Source organism: Mesorhizobium sp. M4B.F.Ca.ET.214.01.1.1 (genome assembly GCF_004791545.1).
Taxonomy (GTDB): domain Bacteria; phylum Pseudomonadota; class Alphaproteobacteria; order Rhizobiales; family Rhizobiaceae; genus Mesorhizobium; species Mesorhizobium abyssinicae.
Genome location: NZ_SRUX01000016.1, coordinates 84,775 through 98,734, shown reverse-complemented (window position 1 = coordinate 98,734; position 13,960 = coordinate 84,775). Strand labels below are relative to the sequence as shown.

At 65.5% G+C, this 13,960-nt stretch carries 16 protein-coding genes; 10 read left to right on the top strand and 6 right to left on the bottom strand.

The window, feature by feature from the left end; genetic code table 11:
* Window positions 1–3: 3 nt before the first annotated feature.
* On the bottom strand, window positions 4–663 hold the full coding sequence (locus tag EN857_RS27100) for a phosphoribosylanthranilate isomerase (protein ID WP_127392114.1): 660 nt from the start codon (window positions 661–663) through the stop codon (window positions 4–6).
* Window positions 664–774: 111 nt separating this feature from the next.
* On the opposite strand from EN857_RS27100, the gene EN857_RS27095 reads away from it, so the two are divergent.
* Window positions 775–993: a hypothetical protein gene (locus tag EN857_RS27095; protein ID WP_127283604.1), complete on the top strand. Its 219-nt coding sequence runs from the start codon at window positions 775–777 to the stop codon at window positions 991–993.
* Window positions 994–1,020: 27 nt separating this feature from the next.
* Here EN857_RS27095 and EN857_RS27090 read toward each other — a convergent pair whose 3' ends face one another.
* From EN857_RS27090 to EN857_RS27075, 4 genes are all read right to left on the bottom strand, one after another.
* Complete coding sequence (locus EN857_RS27090; protein WP_127283603.1) at window positions 1,021–1,779, bottom strand: M48 family metallopeptidase; 759 nt, start codon at window positions 1,777–1,779, stop codon at window positions 1,021–1,023.
* 119 nt (window positions 1,780–1,898) lie between these two features.
* Window positions 1,899–2,384: a DUF2852 domain-containing protein gene (locus EN857_RS27085; protein WP_127311391.1), complete on the bottom strand. Its 486-nt coding sequence runs from the start codon at window positions 2,382–2,384 to the stop codon at window positions 1,899–1,901.
* 75 nt (window positions 2,385–2,459) lie between these two features.
* A complete protein-coding gene (locus EN857_RS27080; protein WP_127392115.1) occupies window positions 2,460–3,644 on the bottom strand; it encodes a benzoate/H(+) symporter BenE family transporter in 1,185 nt (394 codons plus the stop codon).
* Between the two features lie 2 nt (window positions 3,645–3,646).
* Window positions 3,647–4,441 carry an alpha/beta hydrolase gene (locus EN857_RS27075; protein WP_127283600.1) on the bottom strand — a complete coding sequence of 265 codons (795 nt, stop codon included), beginning with the start codon at window positions 4,439–4,441 and terminating at the stop codon, window positions 3,647–3,649.
* Between the two features lie 219 nt (window positions 4,442–4,660).
* On the opposite strand from EN857_RS27075, the gene infC reads away from it, so the two are divergent.
* The 8 genes from infC to EN857_RS27035 all read left to right on the top strand — a co-directional run bounded on the left by infC (window position 4,661) and on the right by EN857_RS27035 (window position 11,682).
* A complete protein-coding gene (gene infC / locus EN857_RS27070) occupies window positions 4,661–5,197 on the top strand; it encodes a translation initiation factor IF-3 (RefSeq protein ID WP_059187883.1) in 537 nt (178 codons plus the stop codon).
* 182 nt (window positions 5,198–5,379) lie between these two features.
* Complete coding sequence (locus EN857_RS27065; RefSeq protein ID WP_127392116.1) at window positions 5,380–6,030, top strand: isoprenylcysteine carboxylmethyltransferase family protein; 651 nt, start codon at window positions 5,380–5,382, stop codon at window positions 6,028–6,030.
* 230 nt (window positions 6,031–6,260) lie between these two features.
* Window positions 6,261–6,464, top strand: coding sequence for a 50S ribosomal protein L35 (gene rpmI, locus EN857_RS27060; protein WP_027166935.1), 204 nt, complete (start codon window positions 6,261–6,263; stop codon window positions 6,462–6,464).
* 93 nt (window positions 6,465–6,557) lie between these two features.
* On the top strand, window positions 6,558–6,959 hold the full coding sequence (gene rplT / locus EN857_RS27055) for a 50S ribosomal protein L20 (protein WP_042637600.1): 402 nt from the start codon (window positions 6,558–6,560) through the stop codon (window positions 6,957–6,959).
* Window positions 6,960–7,099: 140 nt separating this feature from the next.
* Window positions 7,100–8,197 (top strand): phenylalanine--tRNA ligase subunit alpha, encoded by a 1,098-nt coding sequence (gene pheS, locus EN857_RS27050; RefSeq protein WP_128346285.1) that lies wholly within the window; start codon window positions 7,100–7,102, stop codon window positions 8,195–8,197.
* Complete coding sequence (locus EN857_RS27045) at window positions 8,194–8,631, top strand: GFA family protein (RefSeq protein WP_127311560.1); 438 nt, start codon at window positions 8,194–8,196, stop codon at window positions 8,629–8,631. Before pheS ends, EN857_RS27045 begins: the two co-directional genes overlap by 4 nt.
* Window positions 8,628–11,036: a phenylalanine--tRNA ligase subunit beta gene (gene pheT, locus EN857_RS27040; RefSeq protein ID WP_127391981.1), complete on the top strand. Its 2,409-nt coding sequence runs from the start codon at window positions 8,628–8,630 to the stop codon at window positions 11,034–11,036. The genes EN857_RS27045 and pheT overlap by 4 nt, the downstream gene beginning before the upstream one ends.
* A 43-nt stretch (window positions 11,037–11,079) precedes the next feature.
* Window positions 11,080–11,682, top strand: coding sequence for a nucleotidyltransferase family protein (locus EN857_RS27035; protein ID WP_135859389.1), 603 nt, complete (start codon window positions 11,080–11,082; stop codon window positions 11,680–11,682).
* 210 nt (window positions 11,683–11,892) lie between these two features.
* Here EN857_RS27035 and EN857_RS27025 read toward each other — a convergent pair whose 3' ends face one another.
* The gene (locus EN857_RS27025; RefSeq protein WP_127391979.1) at window positions 11,893–12,888 is read right to left on the bottom strand and encodes an aldo/keto reductase; all 996 of its coding nucleotides are present in this window, start codon (window positions 12,886–12,888) and stop codon (window positions 11,893–11,895) included.
* Window positions 12,889–12,984: 96 nt separating this feature from the next.
* On the opposite strand from EN857_RS27025, the gene EN857_RS27020 reads away from it, so the two are divergent.
* The gene (locus EN857_RS27020) at window positions 12,985–13,875 is read left to right on the top strand and encodes a LysR family transcriptional regulator (protein WP_127391978.1); all 891 of its coding nucleotides are present in this window, start codon (window positions 12,985–12,987) and stop codon (window positions 13,873–13,875) included.
* The last annotated feature ends 85 nt before the right edge of the window (window positions 13,876–13,960 follow it).

Sequence of the window (13,960 nt, the reverse complement as noted above, 5' to 3'; positions counted from 1 at the left end):
TGCTCAGGCGGCGCGGTCGTCGCGCGCGGCCCTGACGGCCCGGAAAAACTGCTCGATCAGCGCCGGATCCTTGACGCCCGGGGCGCTTTCCACGCCCGACGAAATGTCGATGCCGGGCGGATTGGCTGATCTCAGGGCGTCGCCGATGTTGACGGCGTTGAGCCCACCGGAAAGCATGTAATCGACGCCGGCGTCAAGGCCGGCAAGGATATGCCAGTCGAAGGCGACGCCATTGCCGCCCGGCAACTCGGAACCTTTCGGCGGCATGGCATCGAAGAGGAAGCGGTCGGCGATGCCGACGAACGGCTTTATCCGCTCCAGATCGGCCGTCTCACTGATCGACAGTGCCTTCATCACCGGCAGGCCATAGCGCGCTTTCACCTCGGCCACCCGCCCGGGCGTTTCGGAACCGTGCAACTGCAACATGTCAGGCTGCATCCTGGCGACGATCTCATCCAGGAAGGTGTCGCTGGCATCGACTGTGACGGCAACCGCCAACGCCTTGCCGCGCGCCGCCTCGCGCAACCAGCCGGCGCCGGCGGGCTCGATATAGCGCGGGCTCTTGGCGAAAAAGATGAAGCCGACATGGCTGGCGCCGCCGGCCAGCGCCGCGGCCATTGCCGCGTCGGTCTTCAACCCGCAGATCTTGATGTCGAGCGCCATGGCGCGGGGATTGGCACGAAAAGCCGCAAGAGTCGAGAAAAAGCATGCTGTTGCCGCCACGGCGGAAAGCACTACCTTTCAAACAGGGGACATTGGCGGGAGCAGACAATCATGACCGACCGAACCGTTGCCGAACTCAGGCAAAAGATCGCGCAGGCGCGCGACGTGATCGCGCATCTGATGGACAAGGCCGCCTTCAACGGGGCCGAGGCGCACCGGGCGCTGGACTATTTCGGCGGTGACGCTTTCGACCGGAATTTCCTGCCGTGGCCGCAACATGGCGCCGAGGGGTTGCGACCGGAGGAACTGAACGCGGCGAATGATGACTGAGCGGCCGGCCCAAGGCCGCCGGACGCGTCAATCGAACACGATCGCCTGCAGGGCGCCGCCGTTGCGCTTCAGCCAGTCCTTACAGCGGTCGGTGTCGGGGCAGAGCTTTTCGCACAGTTTCCAGAATTTCGGGCCGTGGTTCATCTCTTTCAGATGCGCCACCTCATGCGCGACGAGGTAGTTTATCACCGGCGCCGGCGCCATCATGATGCGCCAGGAGAAGGACAGATTGCCTTCCGAGGTGCACGAGCCCCAGCGGCTGGAGGTGTCCTTGAAGCGGATCGCCTTGGCGCGCTTGCCGAGCGCTTCGGTGTGTTTGGCCACCAACTTCTCGATCTCGCGCTTGGCCTCGCGCTTCAGATAGTCGGCGATGCGGCGCGGCAGATGCACGCGCTCGCCATGCACGATCAGCAGCGGGCCACGCTCGTCGCGCGAGATGGTGACGGTGCCGCGCTTAGACGGATCATGGACGATGCGATGCGCCACGCCGCGCACCGGAATCTTGATGCCCGGCCGCACCTGCGGCCGTGTCGGCACCTTGGCCAGCCGCTGCTCCAGCCAATCCTGGTGACGGTCCAGGAATTTCTCCACCTCGCCGCGGCGCAGGCCCGGCGGCACGGTGATGCGCAGGCCCTGGCCGCCGGAATCGATGCGCAGCGTCAGCCGCCGCGCCCTGTGGCTTTCGACGATCTTGAGCGGCAGGGTGCGGCCGGCAACGCTGTGCTCGCGCTCGACGACTGGCGCCGGCTTGGGTTTGGTCAGGCTGCGGAAAAAGCCGATGGTCATGGCCGGACGATACGCGATTCGAGGAAAACGACCAGTGGAGTGAACTTAAAAAGAGAACAAAAACGAAACGGCGCCGCTTGCGCGACGCCGTTCGTCATAGCGAGGCCGGTCGCGCAACCTCAGTCGTCAAGCAGGTTCGAGCCCTTGCGCTTGGGGGTCGACGGGCTTGCCGGCTTGGTCGTCCCGGTCGTGGTTGGCGCGGTCGACTTGTTGCGGTTGGCCATGAAACGATCGAACTCGTCCTGGTCCTTGGCGCGGCGCAGCTCGCGGGCATAGTCGTCGAACTCGGTCAGCATCTCGTCGAGCTTGCGGCGTTCCTCGGCCAGGCGGTCGAGCTCCTTTTCGCGCCAGTCGTCGAAAGCGACGTTGCCGGTGCGGGCCGAGCCGTGACCCCAGCGCGCGGCCTTGTCGGAACCGCGGCGGCAGCCGGCGAAGATGCCGTCGGTGGCGCGGTTCACGTCACGCTTGAAGCCGTCGAGCCGGTCGCCCCAGATGATGTAGGCGAGCATGGCGAAGCCGAGCGGCCAGAACACCATGAAGCCGATCACCATCAGCGCGATGGTCGCCGGCGTCCAAGCCGGACGGATCAATGCAGTTGTGTTCATTTTCTCCCAGTCCTTCCGTTGGGCACAGCCAATCCTGGCTGCGTGGAATCGAGATGGGATGGGCAAAACGGCGATTCAAGACGACCGCATCCAAAACCGGACAAAGGGCTGAAATGATTGTCTCATTTTGAGTTCTTCGAGGAAAAGCACGACCATTCCGGCAACCAGGCCCCAGAATGCCGCGCCGACGCCGAACAGCGTCAACCCCGAGGCGGTGACGGCGAAGGTGACGATGGCGGCCATGCGGTGGCCTTCGTCCTTGAGCGCGATCGACAGCGCGTTGGTCAGCGGCGCCATCAGCGCAAGACCCGCCACGAGCACGATGAGGGCCTGCGGCAGCACGGCGAAGATCGCCACCAGCGAGGCGCCGAACATGGCGAAGACGAGGTAGGCGAGCGTGTAGAACGGGCCTGTCTTCCAGCGCTCGGCCGGATCGGGATGGACATCCGGCCCGGTGCAGATCGCCGCTGAAATCGCCGCCAGATTGGTGGTCGGCCCGCCGAACGGCGCCGACAGCAGCGAGAAGAAGCCGGTGACGCCGATCAACGGACCGGGCTCGGGGTGGTAGCCGGCGGCCTTCAGCACGGCGAGGCCGGACAGGTTCTGCGAGGCCATGGTGACAAGGTAGAGCGGCAGCGCAAGCCCGATGACGGCGCCGGCCGTGAACTGCGGCGCAATCAGCGTCAGCGTCGACAGTTCCGGCGCCGGCAGGCCGCCGACACGGCCGGTGAGGAAGGCGGCCAGGCCACCGCCGATCAGCACCGCCAGCACCGATAGCGCCGGATTGAACAGACGGATGACGAAGAAGGCCGCGATCAGCGGCAGGATCAGCCAGGGATCGGAAGGGATGGTCTTGAAGGCATTGGTGGCGAAGCCGACGAGGATGCCGGCCAGCATGCCGGAAGCGACGGAGGGTGGAATCCGGGCGATGAATTGGGTCAGCGGCTTGAACAGGCCGGTGGCGATCAAAAGCACCGCGGTGACGATGAAGGCGCCGACCGCCTCGTTCACCGAAAAGCCGCTCGATGCCGCGAGCAGCGCCAAGCCGGGCGTCGACCAGGCGGTGATGACAGGCATTTTCGTGCGCCAGGACAGCCACAGGCACTCGACCGCCATCGCCAGGCAGATCGCCGTCACCCCGCTCGCCGTCTCGACCTGCGTCGCGCCGACCGCCTTGGCGGCGGCGATGACGACGGCGAGCGTGCCGCCGAAGCCGACGATCGCGGCGACGAAGGCGGATATCGGAACGGAGATGCGCATGCTCACATGCCCCGCTGCACCATATCGCCCACCGCCCGCAGCAGCAGGTCGAGATCCTGCGGCCGCGACAGGCGGTGGTCGCCGTCGGGAATGAGCGAAAGCGTCACGTCGTCAGCCGGCAGCAAGGCGGCAAGCTTGAGCGCGTGGCTGGACGGCACGTCCGCATCGGCGAGGCCCTGCAGGATGTGGACCGGGCAGTGGGTGTCGATCGGCCCGCCCATCACCAGGTTCTTGCGGCCGTCCTCGATGAGCGCGCGCGTGTAGATATAGGGCTCGGCCGAATAGTCCGATGGCTCGGCGAAGAAGCCTTTTTCGAGCAAATCCTGCTTCTGCGCCTCGGTCAGCGCCGGCTCGACCAGCTCGGCGGTGAAATCCGGCGCCGGCGCCAGGAGCACCAGGCCAGTGACACTGGCGTCGCCCGCCTTGCGCAGTTCCTGCACCATGCGCAGCGCGATCCAGGCGCCCATCGAGGACCCGACCAGGATCTGTTTGCCTTGGGTGAAACGGCGAAAGACGGCGAGGCTCTCGGCCAGCCATTTCGAGATGGTGCCGTCGGCGAAGGCGCCGCCGGACTCGCCATGGCCGGAATAGTCGTGGCGCAGGAAGGCTCTGGGCTCCTTTGCCGCCCATCCGGCCAGCGTCTCGGCCTTGGTGCCCAGCATGTCGGACTTGTAGCCGCCGAGCCAGACGACGCCAGGCGCGGCCCCTTGCGACGGCCTGACGGCCGCGCCTTGCGACTGCCTGACGGCGATGCTGGTTCCCCCGACATCCAGAAACATGGGAGCGGTTGCGGTCATGGCTGGCGTCTGGTCCTGTTCCTTGTGCCGGTCTTTTGGCACGGCGGAGCGTTCGACGAAAAGTGCTCTGCAACTTTCTTTGCTTGGTGCAGACGCGGGATCAGGTGATTTCTTGCGAAGGCTGTGCTATTGACTTGCGCCGCGCGCTCACCACATTGGCGCGTCCCGACCATCCGAACCCTACGAACCCCGAACGAAACGGCCAAGGAGACCACGACCATTCGCAGACCTTTCAAAGCAGCGGCGCCCACCAAGGATGGGCCGCGCTCCAACCGCGACATCCGGGTGCCCCGGGTCCAGCTCATCGACGCAGAAGGCCACAATCGTGGCGATGTTTCCATCAACGACGCATTGCTGCTGGCCGAAGAGGCCGGGCTCGATCTCGTCGAGATCTCGCCCAACGCGCAGCCGCCCGTCGTCAAGATCCTCGATCTCGGCAAGCTGAAATACGCCAACCAGAAGAAGGCGGCCGAAGCGCGCAAGAACCAGAAGGTCATCGAGATCAAGGAGATCAAGATGCGCCCGAACATCGACAGCCATGACTACGAGACCAAGATGAAGGCGGTGCGCCGCTTCTTCGAGGACGGCGACAAGGTCAAGCTGACGCTGCGCTTCCGAGGCCGCGAAATGGCGCATATGGAGCTCGGCATGCAGCTCCTGAACAAGGTTCGCGAGGAAGTGGCGCCGATCGCCAAGGTCGAAGCCGAACCGAAGCTCGAAGGCCGCCAGATGATGATGGTGCTGGCGCCCCGCTGACTGGCGGGCGCCCGACCACCCAGGCGTTGGCGTCGATCACGGCTTCGAGAAGCCGAATTGACCACTTCCCCTGGCGGCGTGCTCTAAAATCCGCCTGAATTGCGGAGCACGGCGTCCCGACGATCGGCGGGGCGCCTGTTTTCAATCCGATCGCCGGCAAACCTCGACGATCGGATTGCATCATGGTCGATGACGTCAAATACCCCGACACCAACCCCGTGAAATACGGGCTGGGCAACTACCAGCAGATTCGCAGGATGGTGCTGGCGGTGCTGATCGCGGTGCTGTTCGCCGCGCTGCTGTTCGGCCAGTCGACCTTTCCGCCCGACACGTGGCTGCATGAGTCGATCGAGATGTTCGGTGTGCTGCTGATCTTCCTCGGCATCGTCGGACGGCTGTGGGCGACGCTCTACATCGGCGGGCGCAAATCCTCCGAAGTGGTCACCGGCGGCCCCTATTCGATCACCCGCAACCCGCTCTATGTCTTCTCGACGGTCGCCGCCGCCGGTGTCGGCGCGCAGATCGGCTCGTTCACCGGGATCATCCTGTTAGCGGCCCTGTGCGCCGGGGCGTTCCACATCGTCATCCTGCGCGAGGAGAAATTCCTCAAGGAGGCGCTCGGCGCCCCTTATCGAGCCTATCTGGCGAAAGTGCCGCGCTTCTTCCCCGACCTCTCGCTCTACGACGAAGGCGACACCGGCAGCTTCAAGCCGCGCCTGCTTCTGAACACGCTGCTCGACGGGCTGGTCTTCCTGGTCGCGCTGCCGGCCTTCGAGCTGATCGACGGCGCGCAGCTGTCGGGCGTGCTGCCCGTGCTCTTCAGGCTCCCCTGATCGCGGGCAGAGCGTCGCATGGCTTGAGGTGTTGCGCGCCGGCCGTGTTTGATCTATAGGACCGCCGTTCCGCGTATCGGCCCGAAATCGTCTTTCGGAAAGATACGCAGGAACAAAAACGAAAACCGCCCGGCAGGGCATGCCGTGGCGGTTTCATTTGCTTTTCGGGCTTTGGTCGGCCCGAAGCGAACAAGAAGCGCGATGGTGCGCCCACAATACGGAGTAGCAAAATGCCCAAGATGAAGACCAAATCGGCCGCCAAGAAGCGGTTCAAGATTACTGCCACCGGCAAGGTGCTGTCGGCTGCCGCCGGCAAGCGCCACGGCATGATCAAGCGTTCCAACAAGTTCATTCGCGATGCCCGCGGCACGATGGTTCTGGCTGAACCGGACGGCAAGAAGGTCATCAAGAATTTTCTGCCGAACGGCCTCTGAGCATTCGGCCTGGACACGCAACTGGTTTGACGCAATTCCCAACGGAAAACCGCTAAACACTTTTCCTGGAATTGCTTTTAAGGAGATCATGACATGGCACGCGTAAAGAGAGGCGTCACCGCTCACGCCAAGCACAAGAAGGTCCTGAAAGCCGCCAAGGGTTTCTACGGCCGCCGCAAGAACACCATCCGCATCGCCAAGCAGGCGGTGGAGAAGTCGCTGCAGTACGCCTATCGCGACCGCAAGAACCGCAAGCGCTCGTTCCGCGCGCTGTGGATCCAGCGCATCAACGCCGCGACCCACGAGCACGGCCTGACCTATGGCCGCTTCATTGACGGCCTCAACAAGGCCGGTATCGAGATCGATCGCAAGGTCCTGTCCGACATGGCCATCCACGAGCCGCAGGCTTTCGCCGCGCTGGTGGCCAAGGCCAAGGTCGCGCTCGAATACCTGAAGAACACCACGCCGAACGCTTTTGAAAGCGCTGTCGCCTAAGCCAGCGCTTCCCAAGCATTCGCAATTCTGATTTGGGGAACCCGCGCTGGCACGGCTGGCGCGGGTTTTTCTTATGCCTGATGCAACCAAAATGGTGACGCACCGGACACTGGTGGTTGCCCTATCGAGAGAGTTTCACCGTGAACGCCAGTGCTGGAAATCTTGAAGTCCTGGAAGGCTCGCTGCTTGCCGACATAGCGGCAGCCGCTGACGAGGCTGCGATCGAGGCGGTGCGCGTCGCGGCGCTGGGCAAGAAGGGCTCGGTCTCCGAAATGCTGAAGACACTCGGCGCGATGACCGCCGAGGAACGCCAGGTGAAGGGCCCGGCGATCAACGGGCTGAAGAACCGCGTCACCGAGGCGCTGACCGCGCGCAAGGCGGAACTGAAGGACGTGGCGATCGCCGCCCGGCTCGCCGCCGAGACGGTCGACGTGACGCTGCCGGTGCGCCAGTCGCCGGCCGAGCGCGGCCGCATCCACCCGATCAGCCAGGTCATCGACGAGATCGCGGCGATCTTCGGCGATCTCGGCTTCGCCATCGCCGAGGGCCCCGATGTCGAGACCGACTATTACAATTTCACCGCGCTGAACTTCCCGGAAGGCCACCCGGCCCGCGAAATGCACGACACCTTCTTCTTCCAGCCGGACGAGAAGGGCGAGCGCAAGCTTTTGCGCACCCACACCTCGCCGGTGCAGATCCGCACCATGGAGCGGCAGAAGCCGCCGATCCGCATCGTCATCCCCGGCAAGACCTACCGGCAGGATTCGGACGCCACGCACTCGCCGATGTTCCATCAGGTCGAAGGGCTGGTGATCGACAGATCAGCCAACGTCGCCAACATGAAGTGGGTGCTGGAGGAGTTCTGCAAGGCCTTCTTCGAGGTGCCGAGCGTCAAGATGCGCTTCCGCCCGTCCTTCTTCCCGTTCACCGAGCCGAGCCTCGAGGTCGACATCCAGTGCGACCGCTCGCGGCCGGGCGAAGTGCGCTTCGGCGAAGGCTCGGACTGGATGGAGATTCTTGGCTGCGGCATGGTGCACCCCAATGTGCTGCGCCATGGCGGGCTCGATCCCGACGAGTATCAGGGCTTTGCCTGGGGCATGGGCATCGACCGCATCGCCATGCTGAAATACGGCATGCCGGACCTGCGCGCCTTCTTCGATGCCGACGTGCGCTGGCTGTCGCATTACGGCTTCAGGCCGCTCGACCTGCCGACGCTGTTCGGAGGCCTCTCGGCATGACGGCGCCGCACACCGGCGGCTGCCGCTGCGGCGCGGTGCGGTTCGAGGCGTCAGTCGAGCCGCACCACATCAGCTACTGCCATTGCGGCGATTGCCGGCGGGCGAGCGGCGCGCCGGTGTCGGCCTTCGTCGGCTTCATGACCGACCAGATCGCGCTTGACGGCAAGGCACTGAAGCGGTTCGAGAACGGCCCGGTAACGCGCACCTTCTGCGGCGTCTGCGGCTCGCCGATCGCCTATACGGATGAGCGGCTCGCCGGCCACATCTATTTCACCCTCGGTTCGATGGACATGCCGGCCTATTTCAAGCCGACGCACCATGCCCATGTGCGCGAGCAGCTCCCCTTCCTGCATATGCCCGACGACCTGCCGCGCCATCTCAGAACCAGCGTGACCAGGCCCGATGGGCAAAGACCAGACGGAACACAGTCATGAAATTCACCCTCTCCTGGCTCAAGGACCACCTCGAGACCGACGCCTCGCTCACAGAGATCGTCGAGCGGCTGACCGCGATCGGCCTCGAGGTCGAGCATGTCGACGACAAGGCGGGGCTAAGACCCTTCGTCATCGCCAAGGTGCTGACGGCGGTGCAGCATCCCGACGCCGACCGGCTGCGCGTGCTGACGGTCGATACCGGCGACGGCAAACCGCCGGTGCAAGTGGTTTGCGGCGCGCCGAACGCCCGCGCCGGGCTGATCGGCGCCTTCGCCGCCCCCGGCACCTACGTTCCCGGCATCGACGTGACGCTCGCGGTCGGCAAGATCCGCGGCGTCGAGAGCCACGGCATGATGTGCTCGGAGCGCGAGTTGGAAATCTCCGACGAGCACAACGGCATCATCGACCTGCCGCAGGACGCGCCTGTCGGCACCAGCTTTGCCGCCTACGCCCATCTCGACGATCCGGTGATCGAGATCAATCTGACGCCGAACCGGCCGGACGCGACCAGCGTCTACGGCATCGCGCGCGATCTTGCCGCGAGCGGGCTCGGGCGCCTCGTCGGCGGCGGGATCATGCCGCATGCCGGCGATGGCCTCTGCCCGGTCAAGGTAACGATCGAGGCGCCGGAACTCTGCCCCGGCTTCGCGCTCACGCTGATCAGGGGCGTGAAGAACGGCCCGTCGCCGAAATGGCTGCAGCAGCGGCTGCTCGCCATCGGGCTCAGGCCGATCAGCGCCTTGGTCGACATCACCAACTACGTCACCTTCGACCGCGGCCGGCCGCTGCATGTGTTCGACGCCGAGAAAGTGACCGGTAACCTCACTGTGCGCCGGGCAAAGGATGGCGAAAAGGTGCTGGCGCTCGACGGCCGCGAATACACGCTGACGCCGGAAATGTGCGTCATCGCCGACGAGGACGGCGTCGAATCGATCGCCGGCATCATGGGCGGCGAGCATTCTGGCTGCGACGAGAACACCACCGACGTGCTGGTCGAATCGGCGCTCTGGGATCCGATCACCACGGCCCGCACCGGCCGCGCGCTCGGCATCATCACCGATGCGCGCTACCGCTTCGAGCGCGGCGTCGACCCTGAATTCATGGTGCCCGGCATCGAGCTGGCGACCAAGCTGGTGCTCGATTTCTGCGGCGGCACGCCGACCGAGATCGAGGTGGCGGGCTATGCCGGCCACAAGCGGAAAACCGTCTCCTTCCCGCTGTCGGAAGTGAAGCGGCTGACCGGCATCGAGGTGCCGCAGGCCGAAAGCCTCGACATCCTGACCCGCCTCGGCTTCGAGCCGCAGGGCTCGGGCGACGTCGTCAAGGTGAAGGTGCCGTCGTGGCGGCCTGATGTCGACGGCAAGGCCGACCTGGTCGAGGAGGTGATGCGCATCCACGGCGTCGACAATATCGCGCCGCAGCCGCTGACCTCGCATGACGCGGTCAACGGCAAGATCCTGACGGTGCTGCAGATCCGCACCCGCGCGGCCAAGCGCGCGCTTGCCGTGCGCGGCATGATGGAGGCCGTCACCTGGTCGTTCATTCCGGCCAAGCACGCCGAACTGTTCGGCGGCGGCCAGACGGCGCTGAAGCTCGCCAACCCGATCGCCGCCGACATGTCGGACATGCGGCCCTCGCTGCTGCCCGGCCTGATCTCTGCCGCCCAGCGCAATGCCGACAGGGGCATTGGCGATGTGGCGCTGTTCGAGGTTTCCGGCACCTATGAGGGCGACCTGCCCGACCAGCAGCGGCGCGTCGCCGCCGGCGTGCGGCGCGGCACGGCCAAGCTCGACGGCTCCGGCCGCCACTGGGCCGGCAATGCCGGGCCGGTCGGCGTGTTCGACGCCAAGGCCGATGCGATCGCGGCGCTCGAAGCCTGCGGCGCGCCGGTCGACCGGCTGCAGATCGAGCCCGGCGGCCCCGCCTGGTACCATCCCGGCCGTTCAGGCACGATCAAGCTCGGCCCGAAGACGGTGCTCGGCACGTTCGGCGAATTCCATCCGAAGACGCTTGAGGCGCTCGACGTTTCCGGACCGATCTGCGGCTTCGAGGTTTTTGTCGACGCCGTGCCGGAGCCGAAGGCCAAGCCGACCCGCACAAAGCCGAAACTGGAGCTGTCGCCCTTCCAGGCGGTGAAGCGCGACTTCGCCTTCGTCGTCGACAGGACAGTCGAGGCCGGCACGCTGGTGCGCGCAGCGCTTGCCGCCGACAAGAAGCTGGTCACCGGGGTCTCGGTGTTCGACGTCTTCGAGGGCGCGTCGCTGGGCGCGGCCAAGAAGTCGATCGCCATCGAGGTGTCGATCCAGCCGGTCGAGAAGACGCTGACCGACGAGGACTTCGAGGCGTTGGCCAAGCGCATCGTCGAGAACGTCAACAAGCAGACGGGCGGCGTGCTGCGCGCTTAAGCAGCGGATTGCCGGAAGGTGGCGAATCGTCCTCCAAAGGGCGATGGACCATCTCCGCTATTCCGGCCTTCCCTTCGAAGTGCAGCGCGCAGCGTTCCTCGGCATCATCGCGAGCGACCCGCTCATTGGCGAAACGCTGGCGCGGGTGCGGGAGCTCGCGCTGCCGGACTGGCTGATGGTTTCCGGCGCGCTCTACAACAGCGTCTGGAACCACCTGACCGGCAAGCCGCCGGGCTACGGCATCAAGGATGTCGACCTGTTCTATTTCGACGATGCCGACCTTTCCTACGAGGCCGAGGACGCGGTCATCCGCCGGGCGGCCAGACATTTCGACGGGCTGACGCTGCCTGTCGAGGTGCGCAACCAGGCGCGGGTGCATTTGTGGTATCCGGAGAAGTTCGGGCAGGAATGCCCGCGCTATGCGAGCGCAAGCGAGTCCGTCAGCTATTTTGCTTCGAAGACGCATGCGGTTGGCGTGCGGTACGGCCGGGACGGAGCGCTGGAGCTGGTGGCGCCGTTCGGGCTGGACGATGTGTTTTCGTTCCGGATTACACCGAACCGGGTGATGGACAACCAGCGGACGCATGAGGCGAAGGGGAAAAGGGCGCAGGAGTGCTGGCCAGAGATTGAGGTGGTGCGGTGGTAGGATATGTAAGCGCGAGGCGCCCCCCTCTGCCCTGCCGGGCATCTCCCCCACAAGGGGGGAGATCAGCAGCTTTGGCGCCGCGCCTTTCCTTCAAACGGTCGTAATTGGCGAAAGCGGCGGTGACAGCCAATCTCCCCCCAAGTGGGGGAGATGTCCGGCAGGACAGAGGGGGGCGCTGTCCCGCCGGCGTCTCAAAGCAAGCTGAACCGTCTAACCATTCACCAGCGCCATCAGCTCCTCGGTATAGCGCTTGCCGACCACCTTATCCGGCGACAGCGCGTCGCCGATCGCGGCAACCTCCGCAGCACTCAATTCGACCCTGGCCGCTGCCGTGTTCTGTTCCAGATGGCGGATTTTCCGCGCGCCGGGGATCGGCACGATGAAATCGCCCTGGTGCAGCACCCAGGCGAGCGCCAGTTGAGCCGATGTCACGCCCTTCTCCGCCGCCATCTTTTCCAGCGTGGCAACAACCTTGGCGTTGGCCGCCATGGCCTCGGCCTGGAAGCGCGGCTGGCCGAGGCGCCAGTCGCCGGCGTCGAGGACGTCCGGCTTGGCGATCGTGCCGGTGAGCAGGCCGCGGCCGAGCGGGCTGTAGGGGACAAAGCCGATGCCGAGCTCGCGGCAGACGGCGAGGACCTCGTCCTCTGGATCGCGGGTCCATAGCGAATATTCGCTCTGCACGGCCGAGATCGGATGCACCGCATGCGCCCGGCGGATGGTCGCGGCACTCGCCTCGGAGAGGCCGAGCGCGCGTACCTTGCCCTCGCGCACCAGCTCGGCCATGGCGCCGACCGTATCCTCGATCGGCACGTTGGGGTCGACACGGTGCTGGTAGTAGAGGTCGATGACATCAGTGCCCAGCCGCTTCAGCGAGGCCTCGGCCACCGCCTTGACGTGCTCGGGGCGGCTGTCGACGCCGGCCATGCGGTCGGTGCCCGTCCCCTCTTCCAGGATCTTGAAGCCGAATTTGGTGGCGATCGTCACCTTGTCGCGCACCGGCTTCAGCGCCTTGCCGAGCAGGATCTCGTTCTCGTAGGGGCCATAGACTTCGGCGGTGTCGAAGAAGGTCACGCCGATCTCGACGGCGCGGCGCAGCGTGGCGATCGCTTCGGCTTCCGGCTGGCCGCCATAGACGAAGCTCATGCCCATGCAGCCGAGGCCGACGGGGAAGACTTCGAGTTCAGTTCCAAGTTTGCGGGTTTGCATCACGCATCTCCTTGTTGTGATGCGGAACAAGTAGCCACTTGCCTTTCGTTCGATAACCGTGTCGCTTTTGCACGGCTTGTTCTATAAAATAGATCAATGAACCGCACCAACTTTTCTCAACTGGCCGTGCTTGCCACCGTCGCCCAATGCGCCAGTTTCCGCGGCGCCGCGCGCGAGCTCGGCATCGCACCGTCCGCGGTGAGCCATGCCGTATCGAGCCTGGAGGCGCGGCTCGGCGTGCGGCTGCTGGCGCGCAGCACGCGCAGCGTGGCGCCGACCGTGGAAGGGGCGCAGTTGCTCGAACGGCTGCGGCCGGCGCTTTCCGAAATAGACCACGCGCTGGAGACGGCGGTGGAGGCGCGCGACCGGCCGGCCGGCAATCTGCGGCTGACCGTGCCGCGCACGGCAGCGCACCTGACGCTGACGCCACGGCTCGGCGCCTTTGCCGCCGCCTATCCCGACATCGTGCTGGAGATCGTCATCGAGGACCGCTTCACCGATGTGGTCGAGGGCGGCTTCGATGCCGGTGTGCGGCTCGGCGAAAGCCTGCAGCGCGACATGATCGCCGTGCGCATCGGGCCCGACCTTCGCGGCGCCGTCGTCGCCGCGCCGTCCTATTTTGCCACGATGCCCAGACCGCGCCACCCGCGCGAGCTCGCCGACCATCGTTGCATCCGCTTCCGCTTTTCCAGCGGCATCCTCTATCGCTGGGAATTCGAGAAGGACGGCGAGGAGATCGAGATCGCTGCGCAAGGGCCGCTGATCCTCGACGAGGACCATCTGATCGCGCAAGCAGCGGTAGACGGCGCCGGGCTCGCCTTCGTCTTCGAGCCCTATGTCAGGGCGCCGCTCGCCGACGGCGGGCTGATCCGCGTGCTGGAAGACTGGTGCCCGACCTTCGACGGCTTCTTCGTCTATTATCCCAGCCGCCGGCAGATGCGGCCGGCGCTGCGGGCTTTCGTGGATTTCTTCAGGGTGGGCGGGTAGGGGCGCTGCAGGCTCGCGGCGAAACCATCGCTCCAAGGTTGGTCGCCAACCCTATTGGCCGCCGGCGCCCGGAATTGTGTGGAGA